The sequence below is a fragment of the Halomonas sp. B23F22_20 genome, from assembly GCF_043496985.1.
Taxonomy (GTDB): Bacteria; Pseudomonadota; Gammaproteobacteria; order Pseudomonadales; family Halomonadaceae; genus Halomonas.
Genome location: NZ_JBIEKH010000009.1, coordinates 18,306 through 36,440, shown reverse-complemented (window position 1 = coordinate 36,440; position 18,135 = coordinate 18,306). Strand labels below are relative to the sequence as shown.

At 66.7% G+C, this 18,135-nt stretch carries 18 protein-coding genes; 3 read left to right on the top strand and 15 right to left on the bottom strand.

The window, feature by feature from the left end:
* Positions 1-9 precede the first annotated feature (9 nt).
* Complete coding sequence (locus ACGTN6_RS09080) at positions 10-816, top strand: OmpA family protein (protein ID WP_394591122.1); 807 nt, start codon at positions 10-12, stop codon at positions 814-816.
* A gap of 214 nt (positions 817-1,030) precedes the next feature.
* Here the strand turns inward: ACGTN6_RS09080 and ppk1 are convergent, their stop codons facing one another.
* Both ppk1 and hemB read right to left on the bottom strand, forming a co-directional pair.
* Positions 1,031-3,235: a polyphosphate kinase 1 gene (gene ppk1, locus ACGTN6_RS09075; protein ID WP_394591120.1), complete on the bottom strand. Its 2,205-nt coding sequence runs from the start codon at positions 3,233-3,235 to the stop codon at positions 1,031-1,033.
* A gap of 44 nt (positions 3,236-3,279) precedes the next feature.
* The gene (hemB, locus tag ACGTN6_RS09070) at positions 3,280-4,287 is read right to left on the bottom strand and encodes a porphobilinogen synthase (protein ID WP_394591119.1); all 1,008 of its coding nucleotides are present in this window, start codon (positions 4,285-4,287) and stop codon (positions 3,280-3,282) included.
* 210 nt (positions 4,288-4,497) lie between these two features.
* Between hemB and elbB the strand changes: the two genes are divergently transcribed.
* A complete protein-coding gene (gene elbB / locus ACGTN6_RS09065; protein ID WP_394591118.1) occupies positions 4,498-5,160 on the top strand; it encodes an isoprenoid biosynthesis glyoxalase ElbB in 663 nt (220 codons plus the stop codon).
* 177 nt (positions 5,161-5,337) lie between these two features.
* Here the strand turns inward: elbB and tatC are convergent, their stop codons facing one another.
* The 13 genes from tatC to ACGTN6_RS09000 form a co-directional block, all read right to left on the bottom strand.
* On the bottom strand, positions 5,338-6,111 hold the full coding sequence (tatC, locus tag ACGTN6_RS09060; protein WP_394591117.1) for a twin-arginine translocase subunit TatC: 774 nt from the start codon (positions 6,109-6,111) through the stop codon (positions 5,338-5,340).
* On the bottom strand, positions 6,108-6,536 hold the full coding sequence (tatB, locus tag ACGTN6_RS09055; protein ID WP_394591116.1) for a Sec-independent protein translocase protein TatB: 429 nt from the start codon (positions 6,534-6,536) through the stop codon (positions 6,108-6,110). The genes tatC and tatB overlap by 4 nt, the downstream gene beginning before the upstream one ends.
* A 6-nt stretch (positions 6,537-6,542) precedes the next feature.
* Entirely contained in the window at positions 6,543-6,806 is a 264-nt protein-coding gene (tatA, locus tag ACGTN6_RS09050; protein ID WP_394591115.1) for a Sec-independent protein translocase subunit TatA, read from the bottom strand.
* 44 nt (positions 6,807-6,850) lie between these two features.
* Positions 6,851-7,186 (bottom strand): phosphoribosyl-ATP diphosphatase, encoded by a 336-nt coding sequence (locus tag ACGTN6_RS09045; RefSeq protein ID WP_394591114.1) that lies wholly within the window; start codon positions 7,184-7,186, stop codon positions 6,851-6,853.
* A gap of 28 nt (positions 7,187-7,214) precedes the next feature.
* Positions 7,215-8,837, bottom strand: a complete 1,623-nt coding sequence (gene ubiB / locus ACGTN6_RS09040) for a ubiquinone biosynthesis regulatory protein kinase UbiB (RefSeq protein ID WP_394591113.1) — start codon at positions 8,835-8,837, stop codon at positions 7,215-7,217.
* A complete protein-coding gene (locus ACGTN6_RS09035) occupies positions 8,834-9,475 on the bottom strand; it encodes a ubiquinone biosynthesis accessory factor UbiJ (RefSeq protein WP_394591112.1) in 642 nt (213 codons plus the stop codon). Before ACGTN6_RS09035 ends, ubiB begins: the two co-directional genes overlap by 4 nt.
* Before the next feature lie 7 nt (positions 9,476-9,482).
* Positions 9,483-10,238 (bottom strand): bifunctional demethylmenaquinone methyltransferase/2-methoxy-6-polyprenyl-1,4-benzoquinol methylase UbiE, encoded by a 756-nt coding sequence (ubiE, locus tag ACGTN6_RS09030; protein ID WP_394591108.1) that lies wholly within the window; start codon positions 10,236-10,238, stop codon positions 9,483-9,485.
* Positions 10,239-10,346: 108 nt separating this feature from the next.
* Positions 10,347-10,730, bottom strand: coding sequence for a gamma-butyrobetaine hydroxylase family protein (locus ACGTN6_RS09025; protein ID WP_394591106.1), 384 nt, complete (start codon positions 10,728-10,730; stop codon positions 10,347-10,349).
* 179 nt (positions 10,731-10,909) lie between these two features.
* Positions 10,910-12,232: an ATP-dependent protease ATPase subunit HslU gene (hslU, locus tag ACGTN6_RS09020; RefSeq protein WP_394591105.1), complete on the bottom strand. Its 1,323-nt coding sequence runs from the start codon at positions 12,230-12,232 to the stop codon at positions 10,910-10,912.
* 2 nt (positions 12,233-12,234) lie between these two features.
* The gene (gene hslV, locus ACGTN6_RS09015) at positions 12,235-12,753 is read right to left on the bottom strand and encodes an ATP-dependent protease subunit HslV (protein WP_394591104.1); all 519 of its coding nucleotides are present in this window, start codon (positions 12,751-12,753) and stop codon (positions 12,235-12,237) included.
* 126 nt (positions 12,754-12,879) lie between these two features.
* Positions 12,880-13,590: an SPOR domain-containing protein gene (locus tag ACGTN6_RS09010; RefSeq protein ID WP_394591102.1), complete on the bottom strand. Its 711-nt coding sequence runs from the start codon at positions 13,588-13,590 to the stop codon at positions 12,880-12,882.
* 3 nt (positions 13,591-13,593) lie between these two features.
* Positions 13,594-15,279 carry an arginine--tRNA ligase gene (gene argS, locus ACGTN6_RS09005; protein WP_394591101.1) on the bottom strand — a complete coding sequence of 562 codons (1,686 nt, stop codon included), beginning with the start codon at positions 15,277-15,279 and terminating at the stop codon, positions 13,594-13,596.
* 215 nt (positions 15,280-15,494) lie between these two features.
* Positions 15,495-17,852, bottom strand: coding sequence for a primosomal protein N' (locus tag ACGTN6_RS09000; RefSeq protein WP_394591100.1), 2,358 nt, complete (start codon positions 17,850-17,852; stop codon positions 15,495-15,497).
* Between the two features lie 20 nt (positions 17,853-17,872).
* On the opposite strand from ACGTN6_RS09000, the gene rpmE reads away from it, so the two are divergent.
* A complete protein-coding gene (gene rpmE / locus ACGTN6_RS08995; protein WP_183388321.1) occupies positions 17,873-18,085 on the top strand; it encodes a 50S ribosomal protein L31 in 213 nt (70 codons plus the stop codon).
* Positions 18,086-18,135: the final 50 nt, after the last annotated feature.

The window sequence follows — 18,135 nt, the reverse complement described above, 5'->3', positions numbered from 1 at the left end:
GGGATGAACATGGAACATCCAAGCTATTACAGGGCAGTACTGGCGTTTGGCATTGTCGGGATGACGGCCTTGGGGCTGCAGGGTTGTGTCACCAGTGGCGAGGGCGGGGCGGAAGTTCCGCCCCAGGCGGCCGATGAGACGGCGACCTTCCCCGACCCGGGGGAGGCTTGGGTCGATGGCACCTATGTCAACGTCGAAAATCTGGGCAACATGCAGCAGGGGCTTTCCAAGGATCAGACCTATGACTTGATCGGGCGCCCGCATTTCTCCGAGGGGTTGTTCGGGGTGCATGAATGGAACTATGTCTTCCATCTGCCCACGGGCGATGGAAATTACATGACCTGCCAGTATCAGGTGATGTTCGACGACGATATGCTGGCCGACAGCCTGCGCTGGCGGGACGAGGCGTGCGCCGCCCTGCTCGAGCCCCATAGCACCGAGACGATGCGTCTTACCCTGTTGGCCGATACGTTGTTCGAGTTCGATAGTGCTCGACTGTCGCCGCAGGGGCGGCAGCAGGTGAGCGACATCGCGAGTCGTATTCGCATCGACTTCACGGCTCCCGATGTGATGGTGCTTGGGCATACCGATCGCCTGGGTAGCGGTGACTATAACCAGGGGTTGTCCGAGCGTCGTGCCGCCACGGTGCGTTCCGTCCTGGTCAGCAACGGGATTGCCCCGTCATCGATTCGTAGCCGGGGAGTTGGCGAACGCCAGCCGGTGACGCGCTGTGAAGGAACGCGCGCGACGCCGGGGCTGAAGGCATGTTTGCAGCCCGACAGGCGTGTCGATATCGAGGTTAGCGAAACGAGCTAGCGTCTGGGGAGGGGCTGGGCCATGGCCGCGGAAACGTGACGAGGCGTCAGGTTTCCGCGGTTTTTTTCGTCATAAGGAAAAGTCGGGCATGTCGATGCCCTCTTTCTCTGCCTTCTGACGATGGCGTGAGGCGAGTATCGACGGACCATGTCGCATCACGACGCCCCACCGAGAGGGGATATCTCGGAGGGGCGGGTCGTTCGCAAGGTCGAGTTCAGGCGCGAGCCGCGTAGGCGTAGAGCAGGGTCTCCTGGGCGCTGATCGGCGCGGCCTCGCCGGGCGACTGCTTGACGTAGGTGCCGTCGGGCCGCAGCTGCCAGCTCTGACAGTTGTCCACCAGATAGGTCTCCAGATCCTTGCGGACCTGGGCCGCCAGTTTCTTGTCGAGCAGCGGGAAGCAGGTTTCGACCCGGTGGAACATGTTGCGGGCCATGAAGTCCGCGCTCGAGCCCCAGGTCTCGGACTTGCCGTCGTTGTGGAAGTGGAACACTCGGGTGTGTTCCAGAAAGCGACCGATGATCGAGCGCACCCGGATGGTCTCGGAGATGCCGGGCAGGCCGGGGCGCAGGCAGCACATGCCGCGGATGATCAGGTCGCACTCGACGCCGGCCTGGGAGGCTCGGTACAGCGCCTGGATCAGCTTGGGCTCGGTGAGCGAGTTGCACTTGATGACCAGGTGGGCTCGCTTGCCCTTGCGGGCATGCTCGGCCTCGCGGTCGATCATCGCCACCAGTCGCTCGTGAAGGGTGAAGGGAGCGTGCAGCAGTTTCTCGATCTTGCGCGCACGGCCCATACCGGAGAGCTGCTGAAAGACCTTGTGCACGTCGGCGCACAGCACGGGGTCGGCAGTCAGCAGGCTGTAGTCGGTATACAGCTTGGCTGTCTTGGAGTGATAGTTGCCGGTGCCCAGGTGAGCGTAATGGCGCAGCTGGCCTTTCTCGCGGCGCACGATGTGCATCATCTTGGCGTGGGTTTTGTAGGCCATCACCCCGTAGATGACGATGGCACCAGCTTCCTGCAGGCGCGAGGCCAGGGCCAGGTTGTCGGCCTCGTCGAAGCGTGCCCGCAGCTCGATCACGACCGTGACTTCCTTGCCGTTGCCGGCGGCTTCCACCAGCGCGTTGACGATCGGCGAGTCGGCCCCGGTGCGGTAGAGCGTCTGCTTGATGGCCAGCACGTCCGGATCGCGGGCCGCCTCGCGCAGCAGCTCTTCCACGGGCGAGAAGGAGTGGAAGGGGTGGTGGAGCAGGATATCGCCCTCGGCCATGGCCTGCAGCACGCTGTCGCGCTTGCGCAGGGCCTTGGGCAGGCCTGGGGTGAAGGCGCGATAGCACAGCTCGGGGCGTTCCACATCGCCCAGCACCGACATCATGCGCGTCAGGTTCACCGGGCCGTTGACCCGGTAGAGGTCGGAGGCCTCGAGTTGGAACTGCTTGATCAGGAATTCGGCCAGGTCGTCGGGGCAGTTGTCGGCCACTTCCAGGCGAACGCCGCTGCCATAGCGGCGCGAGAGCAGTTCGCCGCGTAGCGCCGAGGCCAGGTCGGAGACGTCTTCCGGGTCCACCGAGAGGTCGGCGTTGCGCGTCAGGCGGAACTGGTAGCAGCCGCGCACCTTCATGCCGGGGAACACTTCCTCGGCGTGGGCGTGGATCATCGACGACAGGAAGACATACTCGGCGAAGCCCGACTCGCAGAGTTCCTCGGGCAGACCGATGACCCTTGGCAACGAGCGCGGCGCCGGCAGGATCGCCAGACCGCCTTCGCGGCCGAAGGCGTCCTTGCCCTCCAGCTCGACGATGAAGTTGAGGCTCTTGTTGACCAGCCTCGGGAAGGGGTGCGACGGATCGAGGCCGATGGGACTGATCACCGGCATGATCTCGGTCTCGAAGTAGTCGCGCACCCAGTCCCGCTGGGCCTCGGTCCAGTCGCCGCGGCGCCGGAAACGCAGGCCCTGAGCTTCGAGCGCTGGGATCAGTGCCTCGTTGAGAATGCGGTACTGGCGTTCCACCTGTTCGTGGGCGATCTGTGAAATCTCGGCCAGCACCGAGCGCGGGGAGCGGCCGTCGGCCCCCGAGGTGGCGTCGCCGATCATCACCTGGTTCTTGAGGCCGGCCACGCGGATCTCGAAGAACTCATCCATGTTCGATGAGAAGATCAGCAGGAACATCAGCCGGTTCAGCAGCGGGTGCGCCTCGTCCAGGGCCTGCTCGAGGACTCGCACGTTGAACTGCAGGTGCGACAGCTCGCGATTGAAATACAGGCCAGGGTCGCTGAGGTCGGCCTCGGGGTCCGGCAGCGACTTGGGCTTGATGCCGGTGCGCGTCTGGTTGAGGCGCGGGATCGGCGTCTCGGTGATTGCCTCGCCACCGGGAAGCGATTCCACGGTGGCGGGGGAGTCGGGGCTACGCGATTCGTCCATGGGTGTACCCTGTCGTCGGCCGGAAGGGGTACCCCATCCGGCGGTTACTCGGCGAGCAGCTGGGCCGCTCGCTTGGCAAAATAGGTCAGCACGCCGTCGGCACCGGCGCGTTTGAAGCACATCAGCGATTCCAGCATCACCGCGTCGGCATCCAGCCAGCCGTTGTCGAAGGCGGCCATGTGCATGGCGTATTCACCGCTCACCTGGTAGGCGAAGGTGGGCACGCGGAGCTCGTCCTTGACGCGCCGCACTACGTCCAGATAGGGCATGCCCGGCTTGACCATCACCATGTCGGCGCCCTCTGCCAGGTCCAGGGCCACCTCGTGCAGCGCCTCCTCGCCGTTGGCCGGATCCATCTGATAGGTGGACTTGTCGGCGCGGCCGAGGTTCGTCGCCGAACCGACGGCATCCCGAAATGGGCCGTAATAGCTCGAGGCGTACTTGGCGCTGTAGGCCATGATCCGGGTATTGTGCAGCTGCTCCTGTTCCAGCACCTGACGGATGGCACCGATGCGGCCGTCCATCATGTCCGAAGGCGCGACGATGTCGGCGCCGGCCTCGGCGTGGGAGAGCGCCTGCTTGAGCAGGGTTTCCACGGTGCGATCGTTCTGCACGTAGCCCTGATCGTCGAGGATGCCGTCCTGGCCGTGGCTAGTGTAGGGGTCGAGCGCTACGTCGGTCATGATGCCGAGCTCGGGCACGGCCTCCTTGAGGGCGCGTACGCTGCGCTGGATCAGTCCGCTCGCGCTGAACGCTTCCTCGGCCAGCTCGCTCTTCAGCGCCGGGTCCACCACCGGAAACAGGGCCAGTAACGGGATGCCCAGGTCGCGGGCCTCGCGGGCCTCCTCGATCAACAGGTCGAGTGACAGACGCTCGACGCCCGGCATGGAGGGCACTGCCTCGCGCCGGTCCTCGCCTTCGAGCACGAACACCGGCCAGATCAAATCGTCGGCGGTCAGCGTCTGCTCGCGCATCAGGCGACGCGAAAAGTCGTCACGCCGCATGCGACGCATGCGGGTGGCGGGATATTGGCGTGCGGTCGTTAAGCTCAAGACATCTCTCTCCGAAACGGTGACCGGGGCCGCCAGAACCTAGTCTGGCGAGCGTAGATGACGAAACGATGACAATCGTTCGAGTATATCAGGGTGAACCGGCGCCGCCGAAAGACGCGCCTTGTCGCACCACCGTCGACTCTCTAAAGTGATGGCTTCATGTTTATCGGCCCTGCCGGTCGGCGGCAGGAGGCGCACGAGGAGACGCATATGAGCAAGCAGGTGGCAGTCATTCTGTCGGGGTGCGGTGTTCAGGATGGCTCGGAGATCTACGAGACCACTCTGACCCTGCTGCGCCTGGACCAGCTGGGCATCGGCTATCGCTGCTTCGCCCCCGATATCGACCAGCACGACGTGGTCGATCATCGCAGCGGCGAGGTGGCCCGCGAGGAGCGGCGCAACGCGCTGGCCGAGTCGGCGCGCCTGGCGCGCGGCGAGATCGCTCCGCTCGATGAGCTGGACGCCGGCGACTTCGACGCCGTGATCCTGCCGGGGGGCTTCGGGGCCGCCAAGACCCTCTCCAACTTCGCCGAGGCCGGTGCCGACATGGTGATCCATGATGGCCTGGTCGACGTCATGACCGAGTTCCGTGAAGAGCGCAAGCCGATCGGCCTGATGTGCATTGCGCCGGTGATGGTGCCGCGTCTGCTGGGCCCCGGCATCGCCGTGACCATCGGCCACGATCCGGGCGTGGCCGGCGCGATCAGCAGCATGGGCGGCCTGCATCGCAGCTGCGGCGTGGAGGATATCGTGGTCGACTTCGAGAATCGCGTGGTCACCACCCCGGCCTACATGCTGGCTACTCGCATCGGCGAAGCGGCCACCGGCATCTTCAAGCTGGTAGATCGCATTGATGAGATGATGGATCTCTGACCCGGCTGCGCCGGGTCAGTAGCTGGAAGAGCGGCGCTTCGCGCCTGGAAGCTTGAAGCGGGAAGAAGAACGCCTCCCTGGCTTTGCCAGGGAGGCGTTTTGGTTCAGCTTGGCTTCGAGCTTCGAGCTTCGAGCTTCGAGCTTCGAGCTTCGAGCTTCGAGCTTCGAGCTTCGAGCTTACGCCTCGCCGTCGGCCGCATCCTTCTCGCGCTTGTGGCGCACCAGCCGTCCGAATAGCAGGCCGACTTCGTAGAGCAGGTACATGGGCACCGCCAGCAGGCTCTGCGAGACCACGTCCGGGGGCGTCATCAGCATGCCCACCACGAAACAGCCCAGCACCACGTAGGGGCGTTTCTTCGACAGGCTTTCCACCGTAGTGGCCCCGGTCAGGATCAGCAGGAAAGTGGCGATGGGAATCTCGAAGGCCACGCCGAAGGCGAAGAACAGCTTGAGAACGAAGTTGAGGTACTGGTTGATGTCGGTCATCACCGCCACGTCCTCCGGCCCGGTCTGGGTGAAGAACTTGAACAGCAGCGGGAAGACCACGTAGTAGGCGAAGGCGGCCCCGGCATAGAACAGCGCCACGCTGGAGGCCAGCAGAGGCAGCGCCAGCGACTTCTCGTTGTCGTAGAGTCCCGGGGCGATGAACGCCCAGGCCTGGTGGAGCACGAAGGGCACGGCGATGAATACCGCCACCACCAGAGTCAGCTTGAAGGGCGCGAGGAACGGTGAAGCCACCTCGGTGGCGATCATCCTCGAGCCTTCCGGCAGCAGCGCCATCAGCGGTTGGGCGACGAAGGCGTAGATATCGTTGGCGAAGGCGTAGAGGCCGAGGAAGATCACCAGAATGGCGATCACCGCCCGCAGCAGCCGCGAGCGTAGCTCGACCAGATGTTCGATCAGCGGGGCCTGGGCCTGTTCGGGGCCCCGGGAGTCGTCGGATTGGCTCATCGGGGAGAGGCATCCTCGTGGGTGTCGGAATCGGCGTCATCGACCTGCCGGCGCGCGCGCCCCAGGGCGTCGTCGAGGCGCCGCTCGGGCGAGCCTTGCTGCTGCCGCTCGTCGTTCGCCTGCTCCGACGCCTTTCGGTCCGGTGTCGCGCGGTCGGCGGAGGGGGACTCGACCGAGCCTTCGACGTTTCGCTTGACCCTGTCGAGGCCTTCATCCAGCTTCTTCTGCTGCTCGGCGAGCTTCTGGCGCAGCTCCTCCGCCTCGAGCTGGGCGTTGATCTCGCGCTGCATGCCGGAGACGCTACGCTTGATGCGGCCGATCCACAGTCCGGTGGTGCGGGCAGCCTTGGGCAGGCGTTCGGGGCCCAGTACCAGCAGGCCCACCACGCCGATGATGAGGAGTTCGAGAAAGCCGATGTCGAACATGGCGGCTTACTTGCGCTCTTCCTGTTCCTCGGTCTTGCGCTCGGCGCGGACGTCGTAGGTCTCGCCCTCGCCCTCGTCGTCGTGGCGCACCTGGGCCTGAGGCTTGTCTTTCTCCTCGCCCTTGTCGTCATCCTCGTGCATGGCCTTCTTGAAGCCCTTGACCGCACCGCCCAGATCGCCGCCCACGTTGCGCAGCTTCTTGGTGCCGAAGATCAGGATGATGATGCCGAGGACGATCAGGAGTTGCCAGATGCTGATACCGCCTAACATAGGGTGTTCCTCAGGTTGTGGCGCCGGGGCCCGGCGTCGAAGACTTATTGGGTTCGCGTGGCTTTCTCGTCGTGGCCGGAGAGGCCGAAGCGGCGTGACAGCTCGTCGAGAACCTCGCGATGGCTCAGTCCCAGGTGCGACAGCATCACCAGGCTGTGAAACCACAGATCGGTAGTTTCACAGACCAGTGCCCGGCGTGCCGCGTCGTCGCCCTGCTCGGCGTCCTTGGCCGCCAGCAGTGTCTCGGTGGCTTCCTCGCCGATCTTCTCGAGTATCTTGTTCAGGCCCTTGTGATGCAAGCTGGCCACATAGGAGTCTTCCGGGGCGGCCTGGCGGCGGCTTTCCAGGACCTCGTCGAGGCGGTCGAGAATATCGCTCATATGAGACGTTTCCGTTGCAGTGAGTGAATCAGTTCCACGCCAGCAGCGCCGCGCCGATGGCCGCGGCGCCAAGCACCGGCCAGGGCTGACCGTCTGCCCATTCGACCAGCGGTTGCCAGGCGAGTGCCACCGCCACGACCAGAAGTCCCAGGCGCAGGCGCCGCTGGCGCCGCCCCTGGTGCTCGAGTCGGCGGCGGATGGCGCCGATGGCCTCGCTCTGGCGGCGTTGCTGTTGATGACCGTGCTCGGCCCGGGCCAGGGCCTGATGGGCGAGCACTGGCAGCTCGGGGATCTGGCGAGTGAGCTCCGGGGCCTGGCGTTTCATGGATTCCCAGAGTCCGCGGGTGCCGGCACGCTCCTTCATCCACTGCTCCAGGAACGGCTTGGCGGTGGTCCAGAGGTCGAGGTCCGGGTACAGCTGGCGGCCCAGGCCCTCGACGTTGAGCAGGGTCTTCTGCAACAGCACCAGTTGAGGCTGCACCTCCATGTTGAAGCGCCTGGCGGTCTGGAACAGCCCCAGCAGCACCTGGCCGAAGGAGATGTCCTTGAGCGGCTTCTCGAGGATCGGCTCGCACACCGTGCGTACCGCGGCGGCGAACTCGTTGGCGCGGGTGTCCTCGCCGACCCAGCCCGATTCGATGTGCAGCGCCGCCACTTCGTAGTAGTCCTGATGGAAAAAGGCCAGCAGGTTGCGCGCCAGGTAGTCCTGGTCCTCGCGGGTCAGGCTGCCGACGATGCCGCAGTCGATGGCGATGTACTGAGGGTTCCAGGGGGTCTCGCGCGACACGAAGATGTTGCCCGGATGCATGTCGGCGTGGAAGAAATTGTCGCGGAACACCTGGGTGAAGAAGATTTCCACGCCGCGCTCGGCCAGTCGGCGCAGATCGGTGCCTTGGGCCTCGAGGGCGGCGGTGTCTGCCACTGGCACGCCGTGAATGCGCTCCTGGACCATCACCCGGCGGCGGGTCAGCCCCCAGTGGATGGCCGGAACGAACAGCAGCGGTGAGCCCTTGAAGTTGCGCTTGAGCTGGGAGGTGTTGGCGGCTTCCTTGGTCAGGTCGAGCTCGTCGAACAGGGTCGATTCGTAGTCGCGCACCACTTCCACCGGGCGCAGCCGGCGTGCCTCGGGCACCCGGGCCAGCACGGCGGCCAGTCGATACATCAGGGCCATGTCCTGGCGCATGACCCGCTCGATACCGGGACGGATGATCTTGACCACCACCTGTTCGCCGTCGGGCAGCCTGGCGGCATGCACCTGGGCTACCGACGCCGAAGCCAGCGGCTCGGGTGAGAACTCGGCGAAGGCTTCCTCCAGCGACATCCCGAGCTCTTCCTCCACCAGCGCCTGGGCCTGCTTTCCGGGGAAGGGCGGCACCTGGTCCTGGAGACGTCGGAGTTCGTCGGCAATGTCGGGAGGAAAGAGGTCGCGGCGGGTCGACAGCACCTGGCCGAACTTGACGTAGATCGGTCCCAGGGTCTCCAGCGCCAGGCGTAGCCGCTCGCCGCGAGGGCGCGGCCCGATGGGCACCAGGCGCAGCGGCGACAGCGCGAGCAAGACGCGCAGCCACCAGGGCAGTCGCTCCTGGGGAATCAGGGTATCCAGGCGGTAGCGGGTGACCACCCAGGCGATGCGCGCCAGCCGCGGAATCATGCGCGCTTTCTCCCTTCCATCAGGTGTCGGCGCAGGCGTTCCAGACGGGCCTCGAGGCGGTCGGTGGCGACCTCCAGTTCGGTGAGGTGATCGCGCAGGCCCTCGAACTGGTGACGGCCGGGCAGCAGCCTGGCTTCTTCGAAGACGTACTCGGAGACGTCGGCGCACAGCTCCTGGCGGGTGCGCAGGCCCCAGCGCCCAAGGCTGCGCATGCCTTCTGCCAGGCTGTGGGCGGGGATGTCGCCCAGCCAGTGAGCCAGCTCGCCCTCCCAGTCGAGGTCGAGGTCGAGCAGCAGGTCGCGGGTCGCCTCGAGCAGCGGAATGCGCCCGCGCACCGCGAGCTTGCCCTGGAACATCAGGCGCTCCATCGAGGCGCCGCCGAGCAGCTCGCCAAGGGTTTCGGTGTCAGCCTCGACGACGGCATCGAAGGCTTCCTCCGGCTCGTCGTCGGGGCGCAGCAGGTCCAGCCCCTGGGGGTGGAAGGCCACGGCCAGCGCCAGGGGCGGGTGCTCGAGCCGCAACAGCAGGCGCTGGCCCGCCAGGCGGGCTAGCCGGGAGGGGGCGGCGGGATCTCGGGCAAGCAGGGCATTGAGGCTGCGTTCGAGGCCGCCCAGCAGCAGGGTCGGTGTCAGCGCCATCGGATCCTCACAGCTTGATGCCGCGGTGCAGGGCGACGATGCCCCCGGTAAGGTTGGTGTACTCGACCCGCTCCAGGCCGGCGGCCTCCATCATGCCCTTGAGGGTCTCCTGGTCGGGATGCATGCGGATTGACTCGGCCAGGTAGCGGTAGCTGTCGGCGTCGCCGGCCACCAACTCGCCCATGCGCGGCAGCAGGTGGAAGGAGTAGTCGTCGTAGGCGCGGGTCAGCAGAGGATTATCGGGCTTGGAGAACTCCAGCACCAGCAGCCGGCCGCCGGGCTTGAGCACGCGGGCCATGGAGCGCAGGGCGGCGTCCTTGTCGGTGACGTTGCGCAGGCCGAAGGCGATGGTGATGCAGTCGAAACTGTTGTCCGGGAAGGGCAGCGTTTCGGCGTTGGCCTGGACGTACTCGACGTTGCCACCCACGCCCTGGTCGAGCAGCTTGTCGCGCCCGACCCGCAGCATGGAGGCGTTGATATCGGCCAGCACCACGCGCCCCCTGGGGCCGACCAGACGCGAGAACTTCAGCGTCAGATCGCCGGTGCCGCCGGCGATGTCGAGCACGCTGTGGCCCGGGCGGACCCCGGCGCGTTCGATGGTCAGGCGCTTCCACAGCCGATGGATGCCGAACGACATCAGATCGTTCATCACGTCATAGCGGGCGGCCACCGAGTGGAAGACGTCGGCCACGCGGGAGGCCTTCTCGTCGACCGGGACTTCCTGGTAGCCGAAGTGGGTGGTGCGCTTGTCGCTGGGGGTCATGCGAGGGAGGCTCCCGAGTCAGCTGCACATGGAGAGGCGAGGCTCGGCGGCCCCGCACGATGGGGCGCATTGTAGCGCCCCCCGGGGGGGCTTGTCTTGACGGCGCCTCTACAGCTGCTTGATCTCGATGCCCAATGGCTCCCTGTAGGCTCCGGCCTCTTCCAGGCGCCGTAAATAGTCGGCCCAGTTGGCCTCGCGGTTCACGATAAGCTCGTGGAGGTAGTCCCAGCTGTAGAGGCCGCTGTCGTGGCCGTCGTCGAAGTGCAGCTTGAGCGCATAGCGCCCGGCCTGAGTGATATTGGCCAGGCCGACGTGCTTCTTGCCGACCTGCAGGGTCTCCTGGCCGCGGCCATGGCCGCGCACCTCGGCGGAGGGCGAGAACACCCGCAGGTATTCCACCGACAGCCGATGACTCTCGCCGCCATCGAAGGTCAGCTCCAGCTCGCGGGCCTGTTTGTGGTAGTGCACTCGGGTGGGAATGGGGGCGGACATGGGCACCTCCGGTGAGCTTGAAGCTGGAAGAGAGCAACCGCCGCCGCAAGCGATGGTTGTGATCGCTTGCGGCGGCGTGGCCAATCGTCCCAGCTACAGGCCGATGTTTCTTCAAGCTTACAGCTTATAGCTTCCAGCTCTCGCATCGAAGCCTGTGTACTTGCTGATTGGCGCAGGCCTCACAGAATGTAACGCGACAGATCCTCATCCAGCGCCAGTTCGCCGAGCTGTGAGTCGACGTAGGCGGCGTCGATGGTCAGCGGGCTGCCCAGGTCGGAGCCTTGGTAGGAGGCTTCTTCGAGCAGGCGCTCCATCACCGTATGCAGGCGGCGGGCGCCGATGTTCTCGGTGCCTTCGTTGACCTTCCAGGCGATCTCGGCGATGCGTGAGATGCCGTCGTCGGTGAAGGTCACATCCAGGCCCTCGGTGGCCATCAGCGCCTGGTACTGGCGGGTCAGGGCCGCGGAAGGCTCGGTGAGGATGCGCTTGAAGTCTTCCGGCGTCAGGGCGTTGAGCTCCACCCGGATCGGCAGGCGGCCCTGCAGCTCCGGGATCAGGTCCGACGGGCGCGACAGGTGGAAGGCGCCGGAGGCGATGAACAGGATGTGATCGGTCTTCACCATGCCGTACTTGGTGGAGACGCTGGAGCCCTCGATCAGCGGCAGCAGGTCGCGCTGCACGCCCTCGCGGGATACCTCGCCGCCGCTGGACTGGCCGCTGCCCTTGGCGACCTTGTCGAGTTCGTCGAGGAACACGATGCCGTGCTGCTCGACGGCCTCGATGGCGCGCTGCTTGATGTCGTCCTCATTGACCAGCTTGGCGGCCTCCTCGTCGCGTAGCAGCGCGAAGGCGTCCTTGACCGCCACCCGGCGGGTCTCGGTCTTCTGCTTGCCCATGCTGGAGAACAGGTTCTGCAGCTGGCTGGTCATCTCCTCCATGCCCGGCGGCGTCATGATATCGACACCCTGGCTCTGGGGAGTGACCTCGATATCGATTTCCTTGTCGTCGAGCTGGCCCTCGCGCAGCTTCTTGCGGAACGACTGACGGGTAGCGTTCTCGGTGCGTGGCTCGTTTTCCTGGCCGCGCGGCGGCGGCAGCAGGGCGTCGAGGATGCGGTCCTCGGCGGCGTCCTCGGCGCGGTGGCCCACCTCTTCCTTGGCCTGTTCACGCACCAGCTTGATGGCGGCCTCGGTGAGGTCGCGGATGATCGACTCGACGTCGCGGCCGACGTAGCCCACTTCGGTGAACTTGGTGGCTTCGACCTTGATGAAGGGCGCGCGGGCCAGCTTGGCCAGGCGACGGGCGATCTCGGTCTTGCCCACGCCGGTGGGGCCGATCATCAGGATGTTCTTGGGCGTGACTTCCTGGCGCAGCTCCTCGTCGAGCTGCATGCGCCGCCAGCGATTGCGCAGGGCGACGGCCACGGCACGCTTGGCATCCTGCTGGCCGACGATGTACTGGTCCAGGGCGTGAACGATCTCGCGGGGGGTCATCCGGGTCATGATCAGAGCTCTTCCAGCGTGACGTGATGGTTGGTGAACACGCAGACATCGCCGGCGATCTCCAGCGATTTTTCGGTGATCTCGCGGGCCGATAATTCGGTGTTCTCGAGCAGGGCTCGGGCGGCGGACAGGGCGAAGTTGCCGCCGGAGCCGATGGCGATGATGCCGCGCTCGGGCTCCACCACGTCGCCGTTACCGGTGATGATCAGCGAGGCGTGCTTGTCGGCCACGGCCAGCAGCGCCTCCAGGCGGCGCAGGGCGCGGTCGGTGCGCCAGTCCTTGGCCAGTTCCACGGCAGCCTTGGTGAGGTGGCCCTGGTGTTTCTCGAGCTGGGCCTCGAAGCGCTCGAAGAGGGTGAAGGCGTCGGCGGTGCCGCCGGCAAAACCGGCCAGCACCTGGCCGCGATAGAGACGGCGCACCTTGCTGGCGTTGCCCTTCATCACGGTGTTGCCCAGCGACACCTGGCCGTCGCCGGCCAGTGCCACCTGGTCGCCGCGACGCACGGAAACGATCGTGGTCATGGAGGAGACTCCTTGTGGGAGCGGGGGCTCCCGATGACTTTGTACCCGCGGCGTCACCTGGGTGACGCCGTGCATAAGCTGGAGGGAAAGGTGTGGGCGGCGTGGCCGGAATTCAACCGGCGCGGCTTACTGCAGCTGGATGAGCAGCGGCTCGATGCCCTGGGTGGCCATCAGGTCCTGGGCGCGGGTCAGCTCGCGGCGATCCCGGTAGGGGCCGACCTGGACCCGATGCCAGGTGGCGCCGTCGCCGGTCTGGACCTCGCTGATCTGGGCCAGCAGGCCGAAGTCCTTGAGGCGGCCGGCCAGCCGCTGGGCGTCGCTGGTCTCGCGGAAGGAGGCGGCCTGCAGCATATAGCGCTTGCCGTCCTCGGCGCGGTTCGCCGCGGACTTGACCGGCGCGCTGTTGGCGGCGATTACCTGGGCGATGGGATCGTCGGCCGGGGCGTCTCCTGAGGAGGCCTCTTCCGGCTCGGCGGGGCGCGGGGGCGGTGTCGCGGTGGAGGCCTGCTCGCCAGGGGCGATCACTTCCGACTCGGGGAGTAGAGTGTAGAACTCGAAGGTCGGCATCGGCGGTTCGTCCGCCGGCGCCGACGCCTGGGGATCGCGGCTGGCCTGGTTCGGTGCCTCGCCGGCCGGCAGCGGCACCGTCGAGGGCGGGCCGTCCTGCCAGGGAGCGGTGCCATGCTGGTGCTGCGAGATCAGGAAGCCGGCCACCAGGCCGGCCAGTCCCCATAGCCAGCCCGGCACGCCACGGCGTGAGGCGGCCTTGGCGGGGCGTTTCCTGGATGTGGTGGCGCCCCGCTTGCGGTTGCCGTCGGCGGGCTTGCGGCTGGCCATGGCTTACATCTCCTCGGGGGCGCCGACGCCCATCAGGTCAAGGCCGTTGCGCAGCACCTGACGGGCGGCAAGGAACAGCGACATGCGTGAGTTGCGCAGGGCATCGTCCTCGACCATGACCTTGACGGCGTTGTAGCAGGTGTGGAACTCGGCGGCGAGGTCGAGCAGGTATTGGGCGATCTGCTGCGGCTCGCGGCTAGCGGCAGCGTGGGCGACCACTTCCGGATAGCGGGCCAGGCGGTTCATCAGCGCCTTCTCCTGCTCGGCCTCTAGGCGCGACAGGTGCTCCATGGCCAGGGCGTGGTCGAAGGGCTGGCCGGCGGACTCGGCCTTGCGCAGCATGCTGCACACCCGGGCGTGAGCGTATTGCACGTAGTAGACCGGGTTGTCGTTGGACTGGGAGCGGGCCAGGTCGATGTCGAAGGTCAGCTGGGAGTCGGCCCGGCGCGCGGCGAGGAAGAAGCGCGTGGCGTCGCGGCCGACCTCGTCGATCAGGTCGCGTACGGTGACGTAGCTGCCGGCTCGCTTGGAAAGCTTCACCTCGACGCCGGAGCGGGTGACCATCACCATCTGGTGCAGCACGTAATCCGGCCAGCCCTGGGGGATGCCGGCCTCCAGTGCCTGCAGACCGGCGCGGACGCGGGTCACCGTGGAGTGGTGGTCGGCGCCCTGCTCGTTGATCACGGTGGTGAAGCCGCGTTGCCACTTGTCCAGGTGATAGGCCACGTCGGGCAGGAAATAGGTGTAATGGCCGTCCTGCTTGCGCATCACCCGGTCCTTGTCGTCACCGAAGTCGGTGGTGCGCAGCCAGGTGGCGCCTTCGTGTTCGTAGGTATGCCCTTTCTCGGCCAGGCGCGCGGCGGTGGCCTCTACCTTGCCGTCACGATACAGCGAGGACTCCAGGAAGTAGACGTCGAACTCCACGCCGAAGGCACGCAGATCCAGGTCCTGCTCACGGCGCAGGTAGGCCACGGCAAACTCGCGGATGGCCTCCAGATCGTCCGGATCGGCGGCGCCGGTGACATGACGATCATCGGCGTGCACTGTTTCGCCGGCCAGATAGCTGTTGGCCACGTCGATGATGTAGCCGCCGCGATAGCCGTCGGCCGGCCAGTCGTCGTCCTCGGGATCGATGCCCTTGACCCTGGCCTGGACCGAGAGCGCCAGGTTGCTGATCTGGGCGCCGGCATCGTTGTAGTAGAACTCGCGGGTGACCTCGAAGCCTACGGCCTCGAGCAGTCGGCACAGGCAGTCACCGATGGCGGCGCCGCGGCCGTGACCGACGTGCAGCGGGCCGGTGGGGTTGGCGGAGACGAACTCCACCTGCACCTTCTGTCCCTGACCTGCCAGGCTGCGACCGAAGGTGTCGCCGGCGTCCAGCACCTGGCGGATGACCTGGGCGGCGGCGTCGGTGGCAGCGAAGAAGTTGATGAAGCCGGGGCCGGCAATCTCGACCTTTGACACGGCATCGCTCGCCGGCAGCGCTGTGACCAGCGCCTCGGCCAGCTCGCGGGGTTTCTTACCGGCGGGCTTGGCCAGCATCAGCGCCAGGTTGGTGGCGTAATCGCCGTGGGCCTTGTCCTTGGTGGGATCGACCTTGATGCTCGGGGCCAGCTCGGCAGGCAGCATGCCCTGGTTCTTGAGTTCGGCCAGGGCGCCTTCCAGCAGGGAGATGATGGTGTCTTTCATGGGTAATCGGATGTCCTGTGGCGCGGGCAGATGGCTATCGCCCGTCGGCGGGCATTTGGGCGCACATTATCGACAATTGCGCGCAGGCTTTAAACCCTTGCCCGGTTTCACCGGGGCGAGGAGCTGTAAGCTTGAAGAGGAAAAGGCTTGGCCCCCTTCGTGGCGAATTCTTGCTGCCTTCCAGCTTCCAGCTTCCAGCTTCCAGCTTCCAGCTTTCAGCTCAGTGTCTGCGGATCGATATCCAGCGACCAGCGCACCCGCCGCGCCGCGGGGTCGGCTTCCAGCCAGGCAACCAGCCAGGCGCCGGCTTCGTGGAGGCGGCTGCGTTTGGCGGCGCCGAGCATGAGCTGCATGTGGTAGCGGTTCTGGCGACGCTCCATGGGGGCCGGTACCGGCCCCAGACAGTCCACGTCCAGCGCGCGTTCGGCGAGATAGATGCGCAGCGACTCGGCGGCGCGGTTGCCGAGTTCGGTGGCGGCCGCTTCCTGAGCGGCTTCGAGGCGTAGCAGGGCCAGGAAGCGGAAGGGTGGCAGAGCGGCAATGCGTCGCTCCTCCAGCAGCTGTTCGGCCAGGGCATCGTAGCCGCGGGCTGCCAGCAGGCGAAGATTGGGGTCGTCGGCATGCATGGTCTGCACCAGCACACGGCCGGGGTGGGCAGCGCGACCGGCGCGGCCGGCCACCTGCTCGAGCAGTTGGGCACTGTGTTCCAGTGCCCGGAAGTCGCTAGCGTAGAGCCCACCATCGGCATTGACCACTACCACTAGGGTGACGTGGGGCAGATGGTGGCCCTTGGCCAGCATCTGGGTGCCGACCAGCAGGCAGGGCTCGCCGCGGCGTACCTCGGCCAGGGTCTGCTCCAGGGCGTCGCGGCGTCTGGTGCTGTCGCGGTCGATGCGGTGCACCGGCACGTCAGGGAATCGCTCAGCCAGCGTCTCCTCGGTGCGTTCGGTGCCGCTGCCCAGCGGGCGCAGGTCGGCGCTGCCGCACTCGGGGCAGGCGTCAGGCAGGGCCTGGCGATGGTCGCAGTGGTGGCAGGCCAGCAGCGGCGGCTGGCGATGCAGGGTGAGGCGGGCGTCACAGTGATCGCACTCGGCGAGCCAGCCGCAGGCGTGGCAGCTCAGGGTCGGGGCGAAGCCGCGGCGGTTGATGAAGACGAGCACCTGATGGCCGGCGGATAGCGTCGTCTCGATGGCGTCGATGACCGGTGGAATCAGTCCGCCTCGGCGCGGGCGGCCACGCAGGTCGATCAGTTCCAGGCGTGCCGGGGCGTGTCGGCTGGCGCGCTGGGTCAGCCTGAGGTGGCGGTAGTCGCCGCTGCGTGCCCGATGCAGGGTCTCCAGTGAGGGGGTGGCGCTGCCCAGCACCAGCGGAATACCATGCTGGTGGGCGCGTACCACCGCCAGGTCGCGGGCGTGGTAGCGCAGGCCCTCCTGCTGTTTGAAGGAGCCGTCGTGCTCCTCGTCGACGATAATCGCGCCGGGGCGTGCCAGGGGGGTGAAGATTGCCGAGCGAGTGCCGATGACGATGGGCGCCCGGCCGCTGGCCGCGGCCTCCCAGGCGTCCAGACGCTCATGATCGGTGAGTCCGGAATGCAGGGCCACCACCGGCACTCGGAAGCGCCGTCGGAAGCGCGCCAGGGTCTGCGGAGTGAGGCCGATCTCGGGGACCAGCACCAGGGCCTGGCGGTCGCGGCCGATCACGGCCTCGATGAGCTGCAGATAGACCTCGGTCTTGCCGCTGCCGGTGACGCCGTGCAACAGGCAGGGGTGGTAGGCGTCCAGCCGTTCGTGAAGAGCGGCCAGGGCGGTGGCCTGCTCGCGGTTGAGCGGCAGTGCCGGCTCGGCCAGCAGCGGTCCGCCGCTCGGGGGAGCTGCGGTAAGAGGTTCCTCGCGTCGCATGATCAGGCCCTTGCGCTCCAGCGCCTGCAATTGGTCGCGGCCGAAGGATTGGGCGAGAATGGCCTGGCTGACCAGGCCGTGGGGATGCTGGCGCAGCATGGTCAACAGCTCGGCCTGTCGGGGCGCCCGGGCCAGGGTCGGGGGCGCTTCGGCAGTGCCTGCCTCGGTGACTTGCCAGCGCTCTCGGGTGCGGGCCTCCAGGGTGCGGCCCTGACGCAGCAGCGCGGGCATCGCCTGGTGCAGGGTGTCGCCCGGTGCATGCTGGTAGTAGCGGGCGGTGAAGCGGCACAGCCACAGCCAGTCCGTCGGCAGCGGCGTCGCATCGAGACAGGCATCGATCGGCTTCAGCTTCGCCAACGGCAGATCGCTGGTGGCACGGCATTCCAGCACCACGCCGACCACCTGGCGTCGACCGAAGGGAACCTGGACCCTGACTCCCGGCTGCCAGCCGCCCGCGGGGGGAGTGCCGGCGGGGCGGTAGTCGAACAGTCGACGCAGCGGCGAGGGAATGGCGACGCCCAGCACCGAGGGGGGCGGGGGAGTGGCAGACAATTGGCCTCCGGGAACGGCTCTGCTAGAATGCTCGGCCGCCGCGTCACCCAGTGTGGGCGGCGCCCGGTTTGAACGTTCAAACAACCCGTATGCGGTGCCTGGCAGCAGATCAGGTGGCGGCATACAGTGCAGCGAGGCTCAAGATGAAACAAGGTATCCATCCGAATTACAAGACGGTCAGCGCGACCTGTTCCTGCGGCGCCACCTTCGAGGTCGGCACCACCAACGATCAGGATCTGTCCCTGGACGTCTGCTCGCAGTGCCACCCCTTCTACACTGGCAAGCAAAAGCAGGCGACCACCGGTGGTCGCGTCGAGCGCTTCAACAAGCGCTTCGGTGCCGCGCTCAAGCGCTGATGCGTTTGCCGGCGTCCTGCGACGCCGGCCGTCGACATCGTCGAAGAACC